14 protein-coding genes are annotated in these 12,915 nt (G+C 69.2%); 4 read left to right on the top strand and 10 right to left on the bottom strand.

What is annotated here, in order from left to right; genetic code table 11:
• Window positions 1–90: 90 nt before the first annotated feature.
• Window positions 91–1,065, bottom strand: coding sequence for a magnesium transporter CorA family protein (locus HHL28_RS12750; protein ID WP_075771719.1), 975 nt, complete (start codon window positions 1,063–1,065; stop codon window positions 91–93).
• A gap of 350 nt (window positions 1,066–1,415) precedes the next feature.
• On the opposite strand from HHL28_RS12750, the gene HHL28_RS12745 reads away from it, so the two are divergent.
• From HHL28_RS12745 to HHL28_RS12735, 3 genes are all read left to right on the top strand, one after another.
• The gene (locus HHL28_RS12745; RefSeq protein WP_075771720.1) at window positions 1,416–1,997 is read left to right on the top strand and encodes a septation protein A; all 582 of its coding nucleotides are present in this window, start codon (window positions 1,416–1,418) and stop codon (window positions 1,995–1,997) included.
• 5 nt (window positions 1,998–2,002) lie between these two features.
• A complete protein-coding gene (locus HHL28_RS12740; protein ID WP_075771721.1) occupies window positions 2,003–2,803 on the top strand; it encodes an SDR family oxidoreductase in 801 nt (266 codons plus the stop codon).
• 122 nt (window positions 2,804–2,925) lie between these two features.
• Complete coding sequence (locus HHL28_RS12735; protein ID WP_075771722.1) at window positions 2,926–3,255, top strand: hypothetical protein; 330 nt, start codon at window positions 2,926–2,928, stop codon at window positions 3,253–3,255.
• Window positions 3,256–3,429: 174 nt separating this feature from the next.
• Here HHL28_RS12735 and HHL28_RS12730 read toward each other — a convergent pair whose 3' ends face one another.
• From HHL28_RS12730 to sdhC, 8 genes are all read right to left on the bottom strand, one after another.
• Complete coding sequence (locus HHL28_RS12730) at window positions 3,430–4,209, bottom strand: succinate dehydrogenase iron-sulfur subunit (protein WP_075771723.1); 780 nt, start codon at window positions 4,207–4,209, stop codon at window positions 3,430–3,432.
• 114 nt (window positions 4,210–4,323) lie between these two features.
• Window positions 4,324–4,626 carry a hypothetical protein gene (locus HHL28_RS12725; RefSeq protein ID WP_169655235.1) on the bottom strand — a complete coding sequence of 101 codons (303 nt, stop codon included), beginning with the start codon at window positions 4,624–4,626 and terminating at the stop codon, window positions 4,324–4,326.
• A gap of 20 nt (window positions 4,627–4,646) precedes the next feature.
• Complete coding sequence (locus tag HHL28_RS12720) at window positions 4,647–4,877, bottom strand: cyclic nucleotide-binding domain-containing protein (RefSeq protein ID WP_169655233.1); 231 nt, start codon at window positions 4,875–4,877, stop codon at window positions 4,647–4,649.
• A gap of 112 nt (window positions 4,878–4,989) precedes the next feature.
• A complete protein-coding gene (creD, locus tag HHL28_RS12715; RefSeq protein WP_075771725.1) occupies window positions 4,990–6,381 on the bottom strand; it encodes a cell envelope integrity protein CreD in 1,392 nt (463 codons plus the stop codon).
• Window positions 6,382–6,516: 135 nt separating this feature from the next.
• Window positions 6,517–7,938, bottom strand: a complete 1,422-nt coding sequence (locus tag HHL28_RS12710; RefSeq protein WP_075771726.1) for a lipase family protein — start codon at window positions 7,936–7,938, stop codon at window positions 6,517–6,519.
• A 210-nt stretch (window positions 7,939–8,148) separates the two neighbouring features.
• Window positions 8,149–9,939: a succinate dehydrogenase flavoprotein subunit gene (sdhA, locus tag HHL28_RS12705; RefSeq protein WP_075771727.1), complete on the bottom strand. Its 1,791-nt coding sequence runs from the start codon at window positions 9,937–9,939 to the stop codon at window positions 8,149–8,151.
• 32 nt (window positions 9,940–9,971) lie between these two features.
• Window positions 9,972–10,373: a succinate dehydrogenase, hydrophobic membrane anchor protein gene (gene sdhD, locus HHL28_RS12700; RefSeq protein ID WP_075771728.1), complete on the bottom strand. Its 402-nt coding sequence runs from the start codon at window positions 10,371–10,373 to the stop codon at window positions 9,972–9,974.
• A gap of 8 nt (window positions 10,374–10,381) precedes the next feature.
• The gene (gene sdhC, locus HHL28_RS12695) at window positions 10,382–10,795 is read right to left on the bottom strand and encodes a succinate dehydrogenase, cytochrome b556 subunit (protein WP_075771729.1); all 414 of its coding nucleotides are present in this window, start codon (window positions 10,793–10,795) and stop codon (window positions 10,382–10,384) included.
• A gap of 218 nt (window positions 10,796–11,013) precedes the next feature.
• On the opposite strand from sdhC, the gene HHL28_RS12690 reads away from it, so the two are divergent.
• Entirely contained in the window at window positions 11,014–11,751 is a 738-nt protein-coding gene (locus tag HHL28_RS12690; RefSeq protein WP_169655231.1) for a GNAT family N-acetyltransferase, read from the top strand.
• Window positions 11,752–11,857: 106 nt separating this feature from the next.
• On the opposite strand, the gene HHL28_RS12685 is transcribed toward HHL28_RS12690, so the two are convergent.
• Window positions 11,858–12,772 (bottom strand): HpcH/HpaI aldolase/citrate lyase family protein, encoded by a 915-nt coding sequence (locus tag HHL28_RS12685; protein ID WP_169655229.1) that lies wholly within the window; start codon window positions 12,770–12,772, stop codon window positions 11,858–11,860.
• Window positions 12,773–12,915 lie beyond the last annotated feature (143 nt).

Raw genomic sequence — 12,915 nt, 5'->3', positions numbered from 1 at the left:
GGCTGCCGGACCCCGGCCCTGACCGCAAGGACGCGATGGTTATTGGCGCCTTGGACAACTGGCGGAACGGACTATGACCCGGGGGCCGGGCTACAGCCAGCCGCGGCGCTTGAACCAGACCAGCGGGACCAGCACGGACAGGACCATCAGGGCCAGGGCCATGGGGTAGCCCCATTCCCAGTCCAGCTCGGGCATGTGGTGGAAGTTCATGCCATAGATGCTGGCCACCAGGGTGGGCGGCAGGAAGACCACCGCGGCGACGGAGAAGATCTTGACGATGTTGTTCTGCTCGATCCCCACCACGCCCAGCAGCGCGTCCAGCTGGAAGGCGATGTTGCTGGACAGGAAGGCGGTGTAGTCGGCCAGGGATTGGGTGTCCTGGGTCAGGGTCTTCAGCCGCGCCCGCATGGCCTTGTCGCCCGCCACCTCCCTCACCGTTGCCAGGAAGGCCAGCACCCGGGTCAGGGTCACCAGGCTTTCCCGCGCCTTGGCGGTCAGGTCATGGGCGCGGGCGATGCGCTTCAGCAGCTGGTGCTGCATGTCGGACCCCAACGCCCCGCCATGCCCCTCGATCAGCAGGTGCTGGGCCACTTGGTTCACGTCGCGCCCCGCCCCTTCCAGCACGTCGGCCACCCGGTCCAGGATGGCGTCCAGCAACTGAGTGAAGGCGCCCACCCCATGGTCCAGCTTGATGCCGTTGCGGGCCGCCTGGTTGTGGAAGCCGTAAAAGGGCTTGGGGTCATCAAAGCGCAGGGTGATCAGCGTCTCCGCCGCCAGGACGAAGGTGATGTCCATGGTCTCCGGCACCGGCGCGTCGGCCCGGCAGAGGACGGTGGCGGTCATGAAGACGCCCGCCTCCTCCCGGTAGATCCGGCTGGACAGCTCGATCTCCCGCATCTCCTCGCGGGTGGGCAGCTCGATCCGGAAGGTGCGCTCCACCAGCCGCTGTTCCTCCGGGCTGGGGGACAGCAGGTCGATCCAGGCGGCGGCGCGCAGCAGGTCGCTGCCGGCGTCGTCGGGCAGGCGCTCATTGCGGCCCTCGGCCACGCGGTAGGCCCGGATCATCGGTACCTCCGTCCTGTCGCTGCGGGAAAAGGGGGAGACTTGAACGGTTTACCGCGGCCCAGGGGGTCGGTGGAAGGGGGATCGCGTGCGGTGTGTCTCCGGGGGACGGGTCACAGTCAACACGGACGACACGGACGCCAGCTTCGCTGGCAACACGGACGGACACAGACAAGGAAGAATGGCTGCGCCGCAGGCGCGATAAAGCCCGTTTCGCACGATTGGCCGGTGGGTCGAAATCCAGTCCGTGTCGTCCGTTTTCCCTGCACCGGCCTTGCCGGAAAGGACAACCCGCGGGACAACCGCCCCACACCCCCTGGCGCAACGGCGCCTGCCCCGCTACATCTGGGCGCATGAGCCCCTTCGTACGCCTCGCGCTGGAGGCCGGCCCGCTGGCCGTCTTCTTCGTCGTCAACAGCAATGCCGGCATCATGGCCGGCACGGCCACCTTCATGGTGGCCACCACCCTGGCCCTGGCCTTGTCCTGGAAGCTGGAACGGCGCATCCCGGTCATGCCCGTGGTGGGCTGCTTCTTCGTGCTGCTGTTCGGGGGACTGACCCTGTGGCTGCATGACGAGCTGTTCATCAAGGTCAAGCCCACGGTGGTGAACCTGCTGTTCGCCGTGACCCTGTTCGTGGGCCTCGCCCTCAAGCGCAACCTGCTGAAGACCGCGCTGGGCGCCGTGCTGGAGCTGGACGAGGCGGGCTGGCGTATCCTGACCGTGCGCTGGGCCTGGTTCTTCCTGCTGCTGGCGGGGTTGAACGAGGTGGTCTGGCGCAACTTCGACACGGATGCCTGGGTGAACTTCAAGGTGTTCGGCATCCTGCCCCTGACCCTGGTGTTCAGCGCATTGCAGACGCCCGTCATCCTGAAGCACCAGCTTGCCAAGGCGGAGGACGGCGAGCCCGCCCCGGCCAAGGCGCCGGAGGCCTGACGCCCATGGCCGGCGCCTTCAAGGGCCAGGTGGTCTGGATCACCGGCGCCTCCAGCGGCATCGGGGAGGCGCTGGCGAAGGAGTTGGCGGGGCAGGGCGCCCGGCTGGTCCTGTCCGCCCGGCGGCAGGCAGAGCTGGAGCGGGTTCGGGATGCCTGCGGCGGGCACAACGCCCCGGTGGTCCTGCTGCCCCTGGACGTGGCGGACACCGACTCGGCGCCCCAGGCGGTTGCCCGGGCGCTGGAGGCCTTCGGCCGGGTGGACATGCTGGTGAACAATGCCGGCATCAGCCAGCGCAGCCTGGCCCGGGACACCAGCCTGGAGGTGGACCGGCGTATCATGGAGGTGAACTTCTTCGGCACGGTGGCCCTGACCAAGGCCCTGCTGCCGCACCTCGTGACCCAGGGCTCCGGCCGGCTGGTGGCGATCAGCAGCATCGTCGGCAAGTTCGGGTCACCCCTGCGCAGCGCCTATTCGGCCAGCAAGCACGCCCTGCACGGCTTCTTCGACAGTTTGCGGGCGGAGCTGGCGGGGACGGGGGTGCAGGTCACCCTGGTCTGCCCCGGCTTTATCCGGACGGAGGTCTCCGCCAACGCCCTGACGGGCGACGGCAGCGCCCAGGGCTTCACCGACCCCGGCCAGGCCAACGGCATGGACCCGGCCGTCTTCGCCCGCCACATGCTGGACGCCCTGGCGCGGGGCGAGCGGGAGGTGGTGATCGGCGGCAAGGAGGCGCAGTACGTGCGCATCAAGCGCTTCTTCCCCGACCTGTTCGCGCGCCTGCTGGAGAAGGCCAACGTGCGCTGAGCGCGGCGAGGATTGTTGCCGCTACGTCAAAGGCTGTAACGGCAAGGTAACGAGAGTTGCGGCGTGGGGGCGGGTTGCTACCTTGGCGGAAGTTGACAATCGCTGTCGGGGCTTCCCACACCATGACGACCCGCACCCTGTGCCTGCTCGCCCTCGGCGCCCTGGCGCTGTCCGCCTGCTCCATCAACGTGGACGGGGACACCCACGGGCCGGGCTACAACCTGCCCCGCACCGCCACCGACCTGTGCCGGCGCGAGGTGGACCGTACCTATGACAGCCGCTACCGCATCGCCTATGAGCTGCCGGAGCTGTCCACCGACGGCCCCACCCAGACCGTCCGCCAAGCCTTCACCCTGGCCCTGCGGAAGGAGAACTTCGAGGCACCGGAACGCCGCGCCCTGCGCTGCGTCGTGAAGGGCGGGGAGCTGGTGTCGGTGACGGAGGTGCGGTGAGGGATTCCCGTAGGTCGGATAAGGGCCGCGGGCCCGTAATCCGACAGCAACCATAGTGGCGCGCGAGTTCGTCGGATTACGCGGCTGGTAGCCGCTAATCCGACCTACGGCGAGATGAGAAAAAGGCCCCGCCGTTGCCTGCGGGGCCCTTGTCGTTCCAGCGTCCGGTCCGGCTCAGCGCCGGGCGACCATCAGCTTCTTGATCTCCTGGATCGCCTTGGCCGGGTTCAGGCCCTTGGGGCAGGTCTGGGTGCAGTTCATGATGGTGTGGCAGCGGTACAGGCGGAACGGGTCTTCCAGGTCGTCCAGCCGCTCCCCCGTCATCTCGTCGCGGCTGTCGGCGATGAAGCGGTAGGCCTGCAGCAGCACGGCGGGGCCGAGGTACCGCTCGCCGTTCCACCAGTAGCTGGGGCAGCTGGTGGTGCAGCAGAAGCAGAGGATGCACTCATACAGGCCGTTCAGCTTCTCCCGCTCCTCCGGGCTCTGCAGCCGCTCCCGGCTGGGCGGGGCGCTCTGGGTCTGCAGCCAAGGCTTCACGGAGGCGAGCTGGGCGTAGTTGCGGGACAGGTCGGGGACCAGGTCCTTCACCACGGGCTGGTGGGGCAGCGGGTAGATCTTGACGTCGCCCTTCACGTCGTCGATGGGCTTCAGGCAGGCCAGGGTGTTGCGCCCGTCGATGTTCATGGCGCAGGACCCGCAGATGCCCTCCCGGCAGGACCGGCGGAAGGCGAGCGTGCTGTCCACGTCGTTCTTGATATGGATCAGCGCGTCCAGGACCATGGGACCGCACTTGTCCAGGTCGATCTCGTACTTGTCCTCGTGCGGGTTGGCGCCCGTGTCCGGGTCCCAACGGTAGATGCGGAACGTCTTCTTCCGCTTCGCCTCCGGGCCTGCGACGACCACCGTCTTGCCGGGCTGGACCTTGGAGTTGGCGGGCAGGGTGAATTCGGCCATGGGTTGGACGCCTGTCTGGGACGCGGGATTTCCCGCACACGCACAACGAAGCAGCGGGCGCCTGCCGGGCAGGCCGGCAAGCGGCGCCACAATATTGGCTCAACGCACAGAAATCTATTGCAGAATGACGTCGATGGAACGGCGGTGCGGTGCGGCAAATGGCACCGGCGGGGTGGGACTTCCCCCGTGGTGGCCGTCAGCCCTTTTCCGCTTCCATTTCCTCGATGTCGTGGGCGTCGTCGGTGCGGCGGCGCAGGAAGCGGTCCTCCTTCGCGGCCTTCCCCCCGTGGCGTCCCCCTCGTCCTTCAGTTCCCGGGCCAGCCGGGTCACCTGTTCCGTCGTGGCGCGCAGGTTGCGGGTCAGCACCCGGACCAGCAACCGGACCAGCGGGTCCGAGCCGTTGATCTTTTCCTGCATGGCGTATTTCGGCACCCGGATCAGGGTGGTGTCCTCTGCCGCGCTGGCATTGGCGGAGCGGGGTTGTCATCCACGATGGACATCTCCCCGAACAGGCCGTTGGGACCGATCAGGGCCAGGGTCACCTCCTCCTCCCTTCGCCCCTTGGAGATGCGCACCATCCCGCGCTGGACCAGGTAGACGCAGGACGCGTCATCCCCCTCGCTGAAGATGCGCTGCCCGGCGGCGTAGAATCGGCGGTCGAGGATCATGGGGCACCCGCTGGTCGGAACCCCCTTATCAATTCGAAAATCAGCCTGCGGATGCAAGCACCCGTTGCTGCGACCAAAGGGGCGGCCGGGGGGGCCGGCCGCCCCGGCCCGGTCAGGCCGGCAGGTCCGCCGGAACCTTGCGGTCGACGTCCTGGTGCCAGTCGATGTCGCGGGTCACGAACATCACCGCGCCCAGCGTGGCGAACAGCAGCAGGGACCCCAGCAGCAACGCCTGCTCCTCCGCCTGGAGGATGACGTAGAGCAGGGCATAAAGGGCGGTCAGCGCCGGTACCACCAGCAGGCTCTGCCGCCGGCTGCGGAGGACGGACAGGCTGTACAGCCCCACCATGCCGACGATCCCGGCCGAGGCCGCGGCATAGGCGAGGCCGAACGCCACCTGTTCCGACAGGGACAGCAGCAACAGGTAGAACAGGCAGACCGCCAGCCCCACCATGCCGTACTGCACCCAATGCACGCGGGCCCCGCCCACCGCCTCGCACAGGAAGAACATCAGCAGGGTCAGGGCCACGAACAGCACCCCATACTTGGTGGCCCGCAGCACCCCGGCATAATGGTCCATGCGGGTCACCAGCGACACGCCCACCCGTGCGGCGTTGGCATGGAATTGCCGCTCCAGCTTCCCACCGGCGGGTACCACCCAGTCAGCCGGGAAGTCGCGGGCCGCGAAGGGCACGGACCAGCGGGCGGCGAATCCGTCATCCCGCACCTCCAGGCCGGTGGGCAGGAAGCTGCCGATGGTGCTGGGGGAAGGCCAGGGGGCCGTGACGGCCACCGTCGTGTCGCGGCCCAGCGGGTGCACCGACAGGGACTCCGTCCCCCGCAGGGATAGGGCGACCTCAAGGTCCAGGCCCTGCTCCAGCCCCTGTGCCCCGGTCAGGGCGGTCAGGCCCATCAGGCCTTCGGGCATGCCTCCGCCGGCCTGGGGGGAGCGGTGCCAGCCCGGCCGCACCTCCACCGCCTTGTCCCCCAGCTTGACCGTGGGCGTGTCCCCCAGGCCGCTGGGGTCGCTGAGGCCCAGCTGCACGAAGGCGAGATCCAGGCGCAGCGCCTCTGGCCGGACCAGCAGGGACGGCAGGTCCGGCAGGGCATAGTGCCCGCGGATTCGGATGTCCCCGGTATAGAGCAGGGCCTGCCAGATGCCCCGGTACCGCACCTCCGGCGCCAGGGCGGCCCCCACCGACAGGGTGGCCGGGGCGACGTGCAGCATCCGGCCGATCTTGCCGTCCGGGTCCTCCACCGGAACCACCAGGATGGGCCCGCCGATGCGCTGGTCCCCGCCCCAGGCCTCCGCGATGCCGGCCACCGCCTCCGCCCCGCGGCTGCTCCGTTCCTCCACCAGCCCCTGTACCAGGGACAAGGGCACCATCAGGGCCAGGGTCAGCGCCGCGACCTGTCCCAGCTTCAGGGCCGACCCGCCGGCCAGCCCGTGCCACCAGCGCGGCTGTGGCGTCGCCGGCGGCCCGTCATTGAAGAGTGATTGCATGTTTCCCCTCCACCATCATGTTGGTCGAGGGGGCTTTGTCACGGGCGCCAATGGCAGGGATGGCCCGGGATCGCGGCCAAGTTGTGGAAAGCCGGGGGCACGGGGCGGGCGGCGCGGCGCCCGCCCCGCCCAGGGTCAGCCCGCGGCGGGCGTGGGGTTGCTCTGCTGCGGCACGTCCTTGTCGTTGATGGAGGCGTAGGGCAGCACGCCCGTTTGGCTGGAGATGAGCTGGTAGTAGCAGGGCATGAAGTGCTGCCACATCAGCATGGACAGCCCGTCCGTCGCCTTCTGGGCCAGGGTCTTCTTGCCCTCCAGGTCGGCGGTCAGGGCCGACAGCTCGGTCCCGGCAAAGCCGTCGGCCATGGCGGCGGCCAGCGCGGCCTGGTCGGCGGTGGGTTGGGTGGCAGTCAGGGGTGCTGGCTCCGCCATGTCCTGCAGCATCTCCAGGATGGTCTGGGACGGCGGCAGGCCGTTGGACATGGGCACCAGCCCGTTCTTCGGCCGAGTATAGTTCTGCAACAGGATCTCCGGACCCAGCGTGGCCGACAGCAGGGTCAGCACGTCGGGCGCGCGGGGACCCGCGGTGCCGCCGTTGGGCTGGTTCGTGGCCGGGTCGACGGAGCCGGGCGGCCATTTGGACTTCTGCCAGAGGGTGAAGATGGTGGCCAGGTTGGCGAAGCCGCAGGGCACCAAGTCCAGCTGGTTGAACCAGAAATGGCCGTAGGGGAACAGCGAGTCGTAATAGCTGGCGAAGCCCGCGTCGCCCGCCGTGGAGGGGGCGATGGCGTTGGGATAGATGGCCTGGGCCTTCGCCGTGTCGGTGTCGGACAACTGCCAGGCCAGGTAGGTGGCCATGATCTGGGTCTGGCAGCCGCCCAGGCTGTGGCCGGTCACCACCAGGGGCACGCCCTTGTAGAAGTTCAGGTTGGCCAGCAGGGCCGCGGCGATGGGGCCGGTGGTCGCGGTGTTGGTGGACGGGTCCACATAGCTGGACTGGAGCGCCGACATCCGGGTGAAGCCGGCGGAGGTGCCGATGGAGATACCGGCCAACTTCAAGGGCGGCAGCAGCTTCTTCGCCGGGTTGGGCACCAGCGGGTCGGCCAGGACCACGCTCAGCGGCACCTTGGTGACGGCGTCGAAATCCTGGAGCACCTGTTGCAGCAGGGCCAGCCGGCCGGTGCTGATGTCCGTGCCGCGGATGGCGACGGCGAAGAAATAGGGCGCGCCCTGCGCCCCGCCGGCTGCCGGGCGGGTGCCCTGGCGGAAGCTGACAAGGTAAAGCAGGTTGGAGTTGTCGGCGGTGATCCCCGGCCCCCAATCCACGTTCCAATAGCCCTGGAGCGGGGAACCGGCCCCCGTCATGCCCGCGGGTGTCGGCGGGTTGGGGATGTAGGTGTTGCCGTCGGTGGGGTTGAAGGCGAACTGGATGGTCCGGGCGATCACCCCGGTATCCGGCGTGCCCTGCTGGATGTAGGCCGCGTTGGCAAGGCCGAGCCAGACAAGCCCGTAATCGGTGCCTTGGAAGACGGAGGCTGGCAGCGACGGCAAGGATGACATGCGCAACTCCCTCAAGTCAGGTTGCGGCGCCCGGGCCGGCGCATCTGCCGGCTCCTAGGACCATTCCAAACTTTTGGGGTAAAACATTATATCCGTCTAGAGATGATTTTATTGCTGACGAATCGACTGTCCGGGGTTCCGGCAGCCCAAAAGCAAAGGGCCCCGCGGCGGAACCGCGGGGCCCTGGATAAGGCAGTCGCTGACCGGTGGTCAGTACACCCGCTTCTTCGGCGGGAAGGCCTGGACCTCGTTGGTCAGGGTGTAGAGGTGCACGGGGCGGTCGCCCAGGGTGACGGCGCCGTTGTCGTCCACCCAGACGGTGCTGTGCTTCATCCAGCTGTCGTCGTCGCGGTCCGGGAAGTCCTCGCGGGCGTGGGCGCCGCGGCTTTCCTGCCGGTTGGCGGCGCTGGTGATGGTGGCGACGGCCTGGACCATGAGGTTGTCCAGCTCCAGCGCCTCCACCAGGTCGCTGTTCCAGACCATGGAGCGGTCGGTCACCTGGATGCGCGGGCGCTTGGCCCACACTTCCTGCATCTTGCCCACGCCCTCGTTCAGCACCTCGCCGGTGCGGAAGACGGCGCAGTTGTTCTGCATGACCTTCTGCATCTCCAGCCGCAGGTGGGCGACGCGCAGGTCGCCCTTGGCGTGCCGGGTCTTGTCCAGCCGGTCCAGGGCCTTGTCGGTCAGGTCCTGGGGGATGGTCTTGTGGGCGCTGCCCTTCTCCACGATCTCCGCCGCGCGGATGGCGGCGGCGCGGCCGAACACCACCAGGTCCAGCAGGGAGTTGGAGCCCAGGCGGTTGGCGCCGTGCACCGAGACGCAGGCCGCCTCGCCGATGGCCATCAGGCCGGGGACGGTGCGGTCCGGGTCCTCCGCGGTGGGGTTGATCACCTCACCCCGGTAGTTCGTCGGGATGCCGCCCATGTTGTAGTGGACGGTGGGGAGCACGGGGATCGGCTCCTTGGTCACGTCCACGCCGGCGAAGATCTTGGCCGTCTCGGCGATGCCGGGCAGGCGCTCATGGATGATCTTCGGGTCCAGATGCTCCAGGTGCAGGTGGATGTGGTCCTTCTGCGGGCCGACGCCGCGGCCCTCCCGGATCTCGATGGTCATGGAGCGGCTGACCACGTCGCGGGACGCCAGGTCCTTGGCGGACGGGGCGTAGCGCTCCATGAAGCGCTCACCGGTGCTGTTGGTCAGGTACCCGCCCTCGCCGCGCACGCCCTCGGTGATGAGGCAGCCGGCGCCGTAGATGCCGGTGGGGTGGAACTGCACGAACTCCATGTCCTGCATGGGCAGGCCGGCGCGCAGCACCATGCCGCCGCCGTCGCCGGTGGAGGTGTGGGCAGAGGTGCAGCTGAAGTAAGCGCGGCCGTAGCCGCCGGTGGCCAGCACCGTCTGGTGCGCCCGGAAGCGGTGGATGGTGCCGTCGTCCAGGTTCCAGGCCAGCACGCCGCGGCAGGCGCCCTCATCGTCCATCAGCAGGTCGAGGGCGAAGTACTCGATGAAGAACTCCGCCTGGTGCTTCAGGGACTGCTGGTAGAGGGTGTGCAGGATGGCGTGGCCGGTGCGGTCGGCGGCGGCGCAGGTGCGGTAGGCCTGCCCCTCGCCGAAGCGGGTGGTCATGCCGCCGAAGGCGCGCTGGTAGATCTTGCCGTCCTGCGTCCGGCTGAAGGGCACGCCATAGTGCTCCAACTCGATGATGGCGGGGATGGCTTCCCGGCACATGTACTCGATGGCGTCCTGGTCGCCCAGCCAGTCCGACCCCTTCACGGTGTCGTACATGTGGTAGCGCCAGTCATCCTCACCCATGTTGCCCAGGGCGGCGGAGATGCCGCCCTGCGCCGCCACGGTGTGGCTGCGGGTGGGGAACACCTTGGTGATGCAGGCCGTCTTCAGCCCCTTCTCGGCCATGCCGAAGGTGGCGCGCAGGCCGGCGCCGCCGGCGCCGACGACGACGACGTCATACTCGTGGTCGATGATCTTGTAGGCCGTGGCCATGTCTCTCTACCCCTGTCCCGACCGTCTCTCGTTCAGCCCGCGAAGGCGATCTTCAGCACCGAGAAGGCGCTTGCCACCGCCAGGACCAGGCAGGCCCCACGGGTCAGCCCGATCACGGCGGTCTTCGCCAGCTTCCCGTGGATATAGTCCTCGTAGATTTCCTGCATACCGTAGGCGGCGTGGTGGAACGTCACACCGATCAGCAACAGCAGCAGCACCGCGTTCAGCGGCTTGGCTATCCAGGCCGTCACGGTGGCGTGGTCGGCGCCGGTCAGGCCCACCACGGCGATGATGAACCACAGCAGCAGCGGCACATAGGCCGCGCTCAGCAGGCGGTAGGAGACCCAGTGCTCGGCGCCCGTGCGGGCGGAGCCCAGGCCGCGGACCCGGCCCAGGGAGCTGCGGAAGCCGACGTCGGATTGGTTGGCGGCCATGGGTCCCCTCACTTCAGCGCGAAAGCGGCGATGAACGTCACGATGGTGAGGCCGACGGAGCCCCCCCACACCAGGAAGCCGCCGCGGTAGACGGCGCCCAACTCCAGCGCCCCGCCGGCATCCCAGACCAGGTGGCGGATGCCGTTCAGCGTGTGGTACCAGGTGGCCCAGGTGAAGCCGAACAGGATCAGCAGGCCGATGGGGCTGCCCAGCACGCCTTGCACCGTGTCGAAGGCTTCCGCCCCGGTGGCGGCGGCCACCAGCCACCAGGCGAACAGCAGCGTGCCCGCCGTCAGGCCGGCGCCGGTGATGCGGTGGGTGATGGAGGCGATGGCCGGCAAGGGCAGGCGGTAGACCTGCAGGTGCGGCGAAAGGGGGCGGTTCGGCCTCTGTGCGGTCGGGGCCGCCTGCGTGTCCGTCATGCGTCGCGCGTCCTGTTGGCCTCGGCCGGGTAAGCAGGTGCAGCACCCGGCCGATGGGGCGATGACATTCTTCGATCGTGGTCAAATACGCCTAACCCACGGGCAGGTCAACGCTTGCGCCTGCGCGCAGATGGCCGCACGCCCCCGATTTTCGGCCCCCCTGGCCCCGATTCTTGCCGCATGGCAGCATGGCTTTTCCGCAACCCCGGAGACGCCCCATGGATTTGGCCGAGATCGCCCGGCTCGAGGACCTAGCCCTCACCGCCTGGCCGGCGCCGCTGACGCTGCTGCATGACGGCTGGCAGGTGCGCGCCGGGGGCGGGCACACGGGGCGCGCCAACTCCGTCAACATCGTCGGGCCCGGCTGCCTGCCGGTCGCGGGTAAGGTGGATGTGGCGGAAGGGTTCTACCGCGCCCACGGCCTGCCGCCCTGCTTCCGCCAGACGCCCCTGTTCCCCGCGGGGCTGGTGGGGGAGCTGGACCGGCGAGGGTACCGGCACTACCAGCCAAGCCTGGTGCTGACGTTGGGGGAGTTGCCCCAGGCAGCGCCGGACCCGGAGGTGCGGGTGGGGCGGCGGTGGGATGAGGGCTGGCTGGACGGGTACCGCACCCTGGTCCCGATCCCGGAACGCGAGCTGCCCTGGCTGCACCGCATCCTGTCGGCCATCCCGGTGCCGGCCATCTATGCAGGGCTGGTGCTGGAAGGGACGCTGGTCGCGACGGCCATGGCTGTGGTCGATCGCGGCTGGGTCGGCCTCTACAAGGTGGTCACGCACCCGGATTTCCGGGGCAGGGGAATGGCGCGGCGGCTGCTCACCGCCCTGCTGGTTGAAGCCCGGACGCAGGGGGCGACGGGGGCCTACCTGCAAGTCGCGGCCGGCAACGGGCCGGCGGTGGCGCTGTACCGGGGGCTGGGGTTCCGGGAGGCGTATGGGTATGTGTACCGGGTGATGTAGGGGAAAGGCGCGCTGAATAGGTGCCAACCTCCCCTTCTCCCTGGGGAGAAGGGAAGTTGGCGTGGGGATAGGCCGTCGCCATGGCGTTTCGAGGAACCCACCTCCCTCACCCGTCCCGGCCTGGCGGCCGGGCCACCCTCTCCCCAGGGAGAGGGCACAAGTCACCCCCGATGGCCTCCGCCAGCGCCACGGTGCGGCGGGCGGTCTCCACATGCAGGGCTTCCACGAGCTTTCCGTCCACCACGGTGATGCCCTTGCCGGCGGCCATGGCTTCCGCATGGGCGGCGATGATCTTGCGGGCCTTCTCCACCTCCGCCGCCGTGGGGGCGAAGGCCTCGTTGGCGGCCTCGAGTTGGTTGGGGTGGATCAGGGTCTTGCCGTCGAAGCCCAGCGCCCGGCCCTGGCGGCAGGACGCGGCGAAGCCGTCGGTATCCTCCAGGTCCACATGCACCCCGTCCAGGGCGGCCAGCCCATGGGCGCGGGCGGCCAGCAGGGTGGCGGCCAGGCTGGCCTGCATGGGCAGCCGGTCGGGCAGGTCGCGGGCGTTCAGGTCCTTGGTCAGGTCCGACGTGCCCATGACCAGGCAGGTCAGCCGCCGGGTGGCGGACGCCACGGAGCCGGCATCCAGGATGGCCCGCGGCGTCTCCATCATCGCCCAGAGCTGGAGCGTGTCGGGGGCCCCGGCATTCACCAGGACCCGTTCGGCCATGCGCAGCGCCTCCCCCGACTCGACCTTGGGGACCAGCACCGCGTCAGCCCCCGCCGTGGCGGCGGCGACCAGGTCGGCATAGCCCCAGGGGGTGTCCAGCCCGTTGACCCTGATCACCAGCTCCCGACCGCCATAGCCGCCGGTGCGGACGGCTTCCAGCACCGTGGCGCGGGCCTGGTCCTTGGCGTCGGGTGCCACCGAATCCTCCAGGTCCAGGATCAGCCCGTCGGCCGGCAGGGTGCGGGCCTTGACCAGGGCGCGGGCATTGGCGCCGGGCATGTACAGGACGGAGCGGCGGGGGCGGACGGCCATGGTGTCCTCGGGCGTTGGGGCGGCTGGGCGCACGGTAGCGGACACACCCCCATCGGTAAACCACCAGACGGGAGAGGGATTTGGGGTTGCCGAAGCGGGCGCCCTCGCCCTAGCTCATGGGGCACACAGTTTCGAAGGCCTGC

The sequence above is a fragment of the Aerophototrophica crusticola genome, from assembly GCF_012913305.1.
Classification (GTDB): Bacteria; Pseudomonadota; Alphaproteobacteria; order Azospirillales; family Azospirillaceae; genus Niveispirillum; species Niveispirillum crusticola.
Note: the sequence above shows the minus strand (reverse complement) of the source record. Positions and strands in the feature narration are given on the sequence as shown.

Bases quoted from the DNA above. Each gene is read 5' to 3' on its own strand.
- HHL28_RS12750 (WP_075771719.1), bottom strand. From the start codon at position 1,065: ATGATCCGGGCCTACCGCGTGGCCGAGGGCCGCAATGAGCGCCTGCCC.
- HHL28_RS12745 (WP_075771720.1), top strand. From the start codon at position 1,416: ATGAGCCCCTTCGTACGCCTCGCGCTGGAGGCCGGCCCGCTGGCCGTC.
- HHL28_RS12740 (WP_075771721.1), top strand. From the start codon at position 2,003: ATGGCCGGCGCCTTCAAGGGCCAGGTGGTCTGGATCACCGGCGCCTCC.
- HHL28_RS12735 (WP_075771722.1), top strand. From the start codon at position 2,926: ATGACGACCCGCACCCTGTGCCTGCTCGCCCTCGGCGCCCTGGCGCTG.
- HHL28_RS12730 (WP_075771723.1), bottom strand. From the start codon at position 4,209: ATGGCCGAATTCACCCTGCCCGCCAACTCCAAGGTCCAGCCCGGCAAG.
- HHL28_RS12725 (WP_169655235.1), bottom strand. From the start codon at position 4,626: ATGCAGGAAAAGATCAACGGCTCGGACCCGCTGGTCCGGTTGCTGGTC.
- HHL28_RS12720 (WP_169655233.1), bottom strand. From the start codon at position 4,877: ATGATCCTCGACCGCCGATTCTACGCCGCCGGGCAGCGCATCTTCAGC.
- creD (WP_075771725.1), bottom strand. From the start codon at position 6,381: ATGCAATCACTCTTCAATGACGGGCCGCCGGCGACGCCACAGCCGCGC.
- HHL28_RS12710 (WP_075771726.1), bottom strand. From the start codon at position 7,938: ATGTCATCCTTGCCGTCGCTGCCAGCCTCCGTCTTCCAAGGCACCGAT.
- sdhA (WP_075771727.1), bottom strand. From the start codon at position 9,939: ATGGCCACGGCCTACAAGATCATCGACCACGAGTATGACGTCGTCGTC.
- sdhD (WP_075771728.1), bottom strand. From the start codon at position 10,373: ATGGCCGCCAACCAATCCGACGTCGGCTTCCGCAGCTCCCTGGGCCGG.
- sdhC (WP_075771729.1), bottom strand. From the start codon at position 10,795: ATGACGGACACGCAGGCGGCCCCGACCGCACAGAGGCCGAACCGCCCC.
- HHL28_RS12690 (WP_169655231.1), top strand. From the start codon at position 11,014: ATGGATTTGGCCGAGATCGCCCGGCTCGAGGACCTAGCCCTCACCGCC.
- HHL28_RS12685 (WP_169655229.1), bottom strand. From the start codon at position 12,772: ATGGCCGTCCGCCCCCGCCGCTCCGTCCTGTACATGCCCGGCGCCAAT.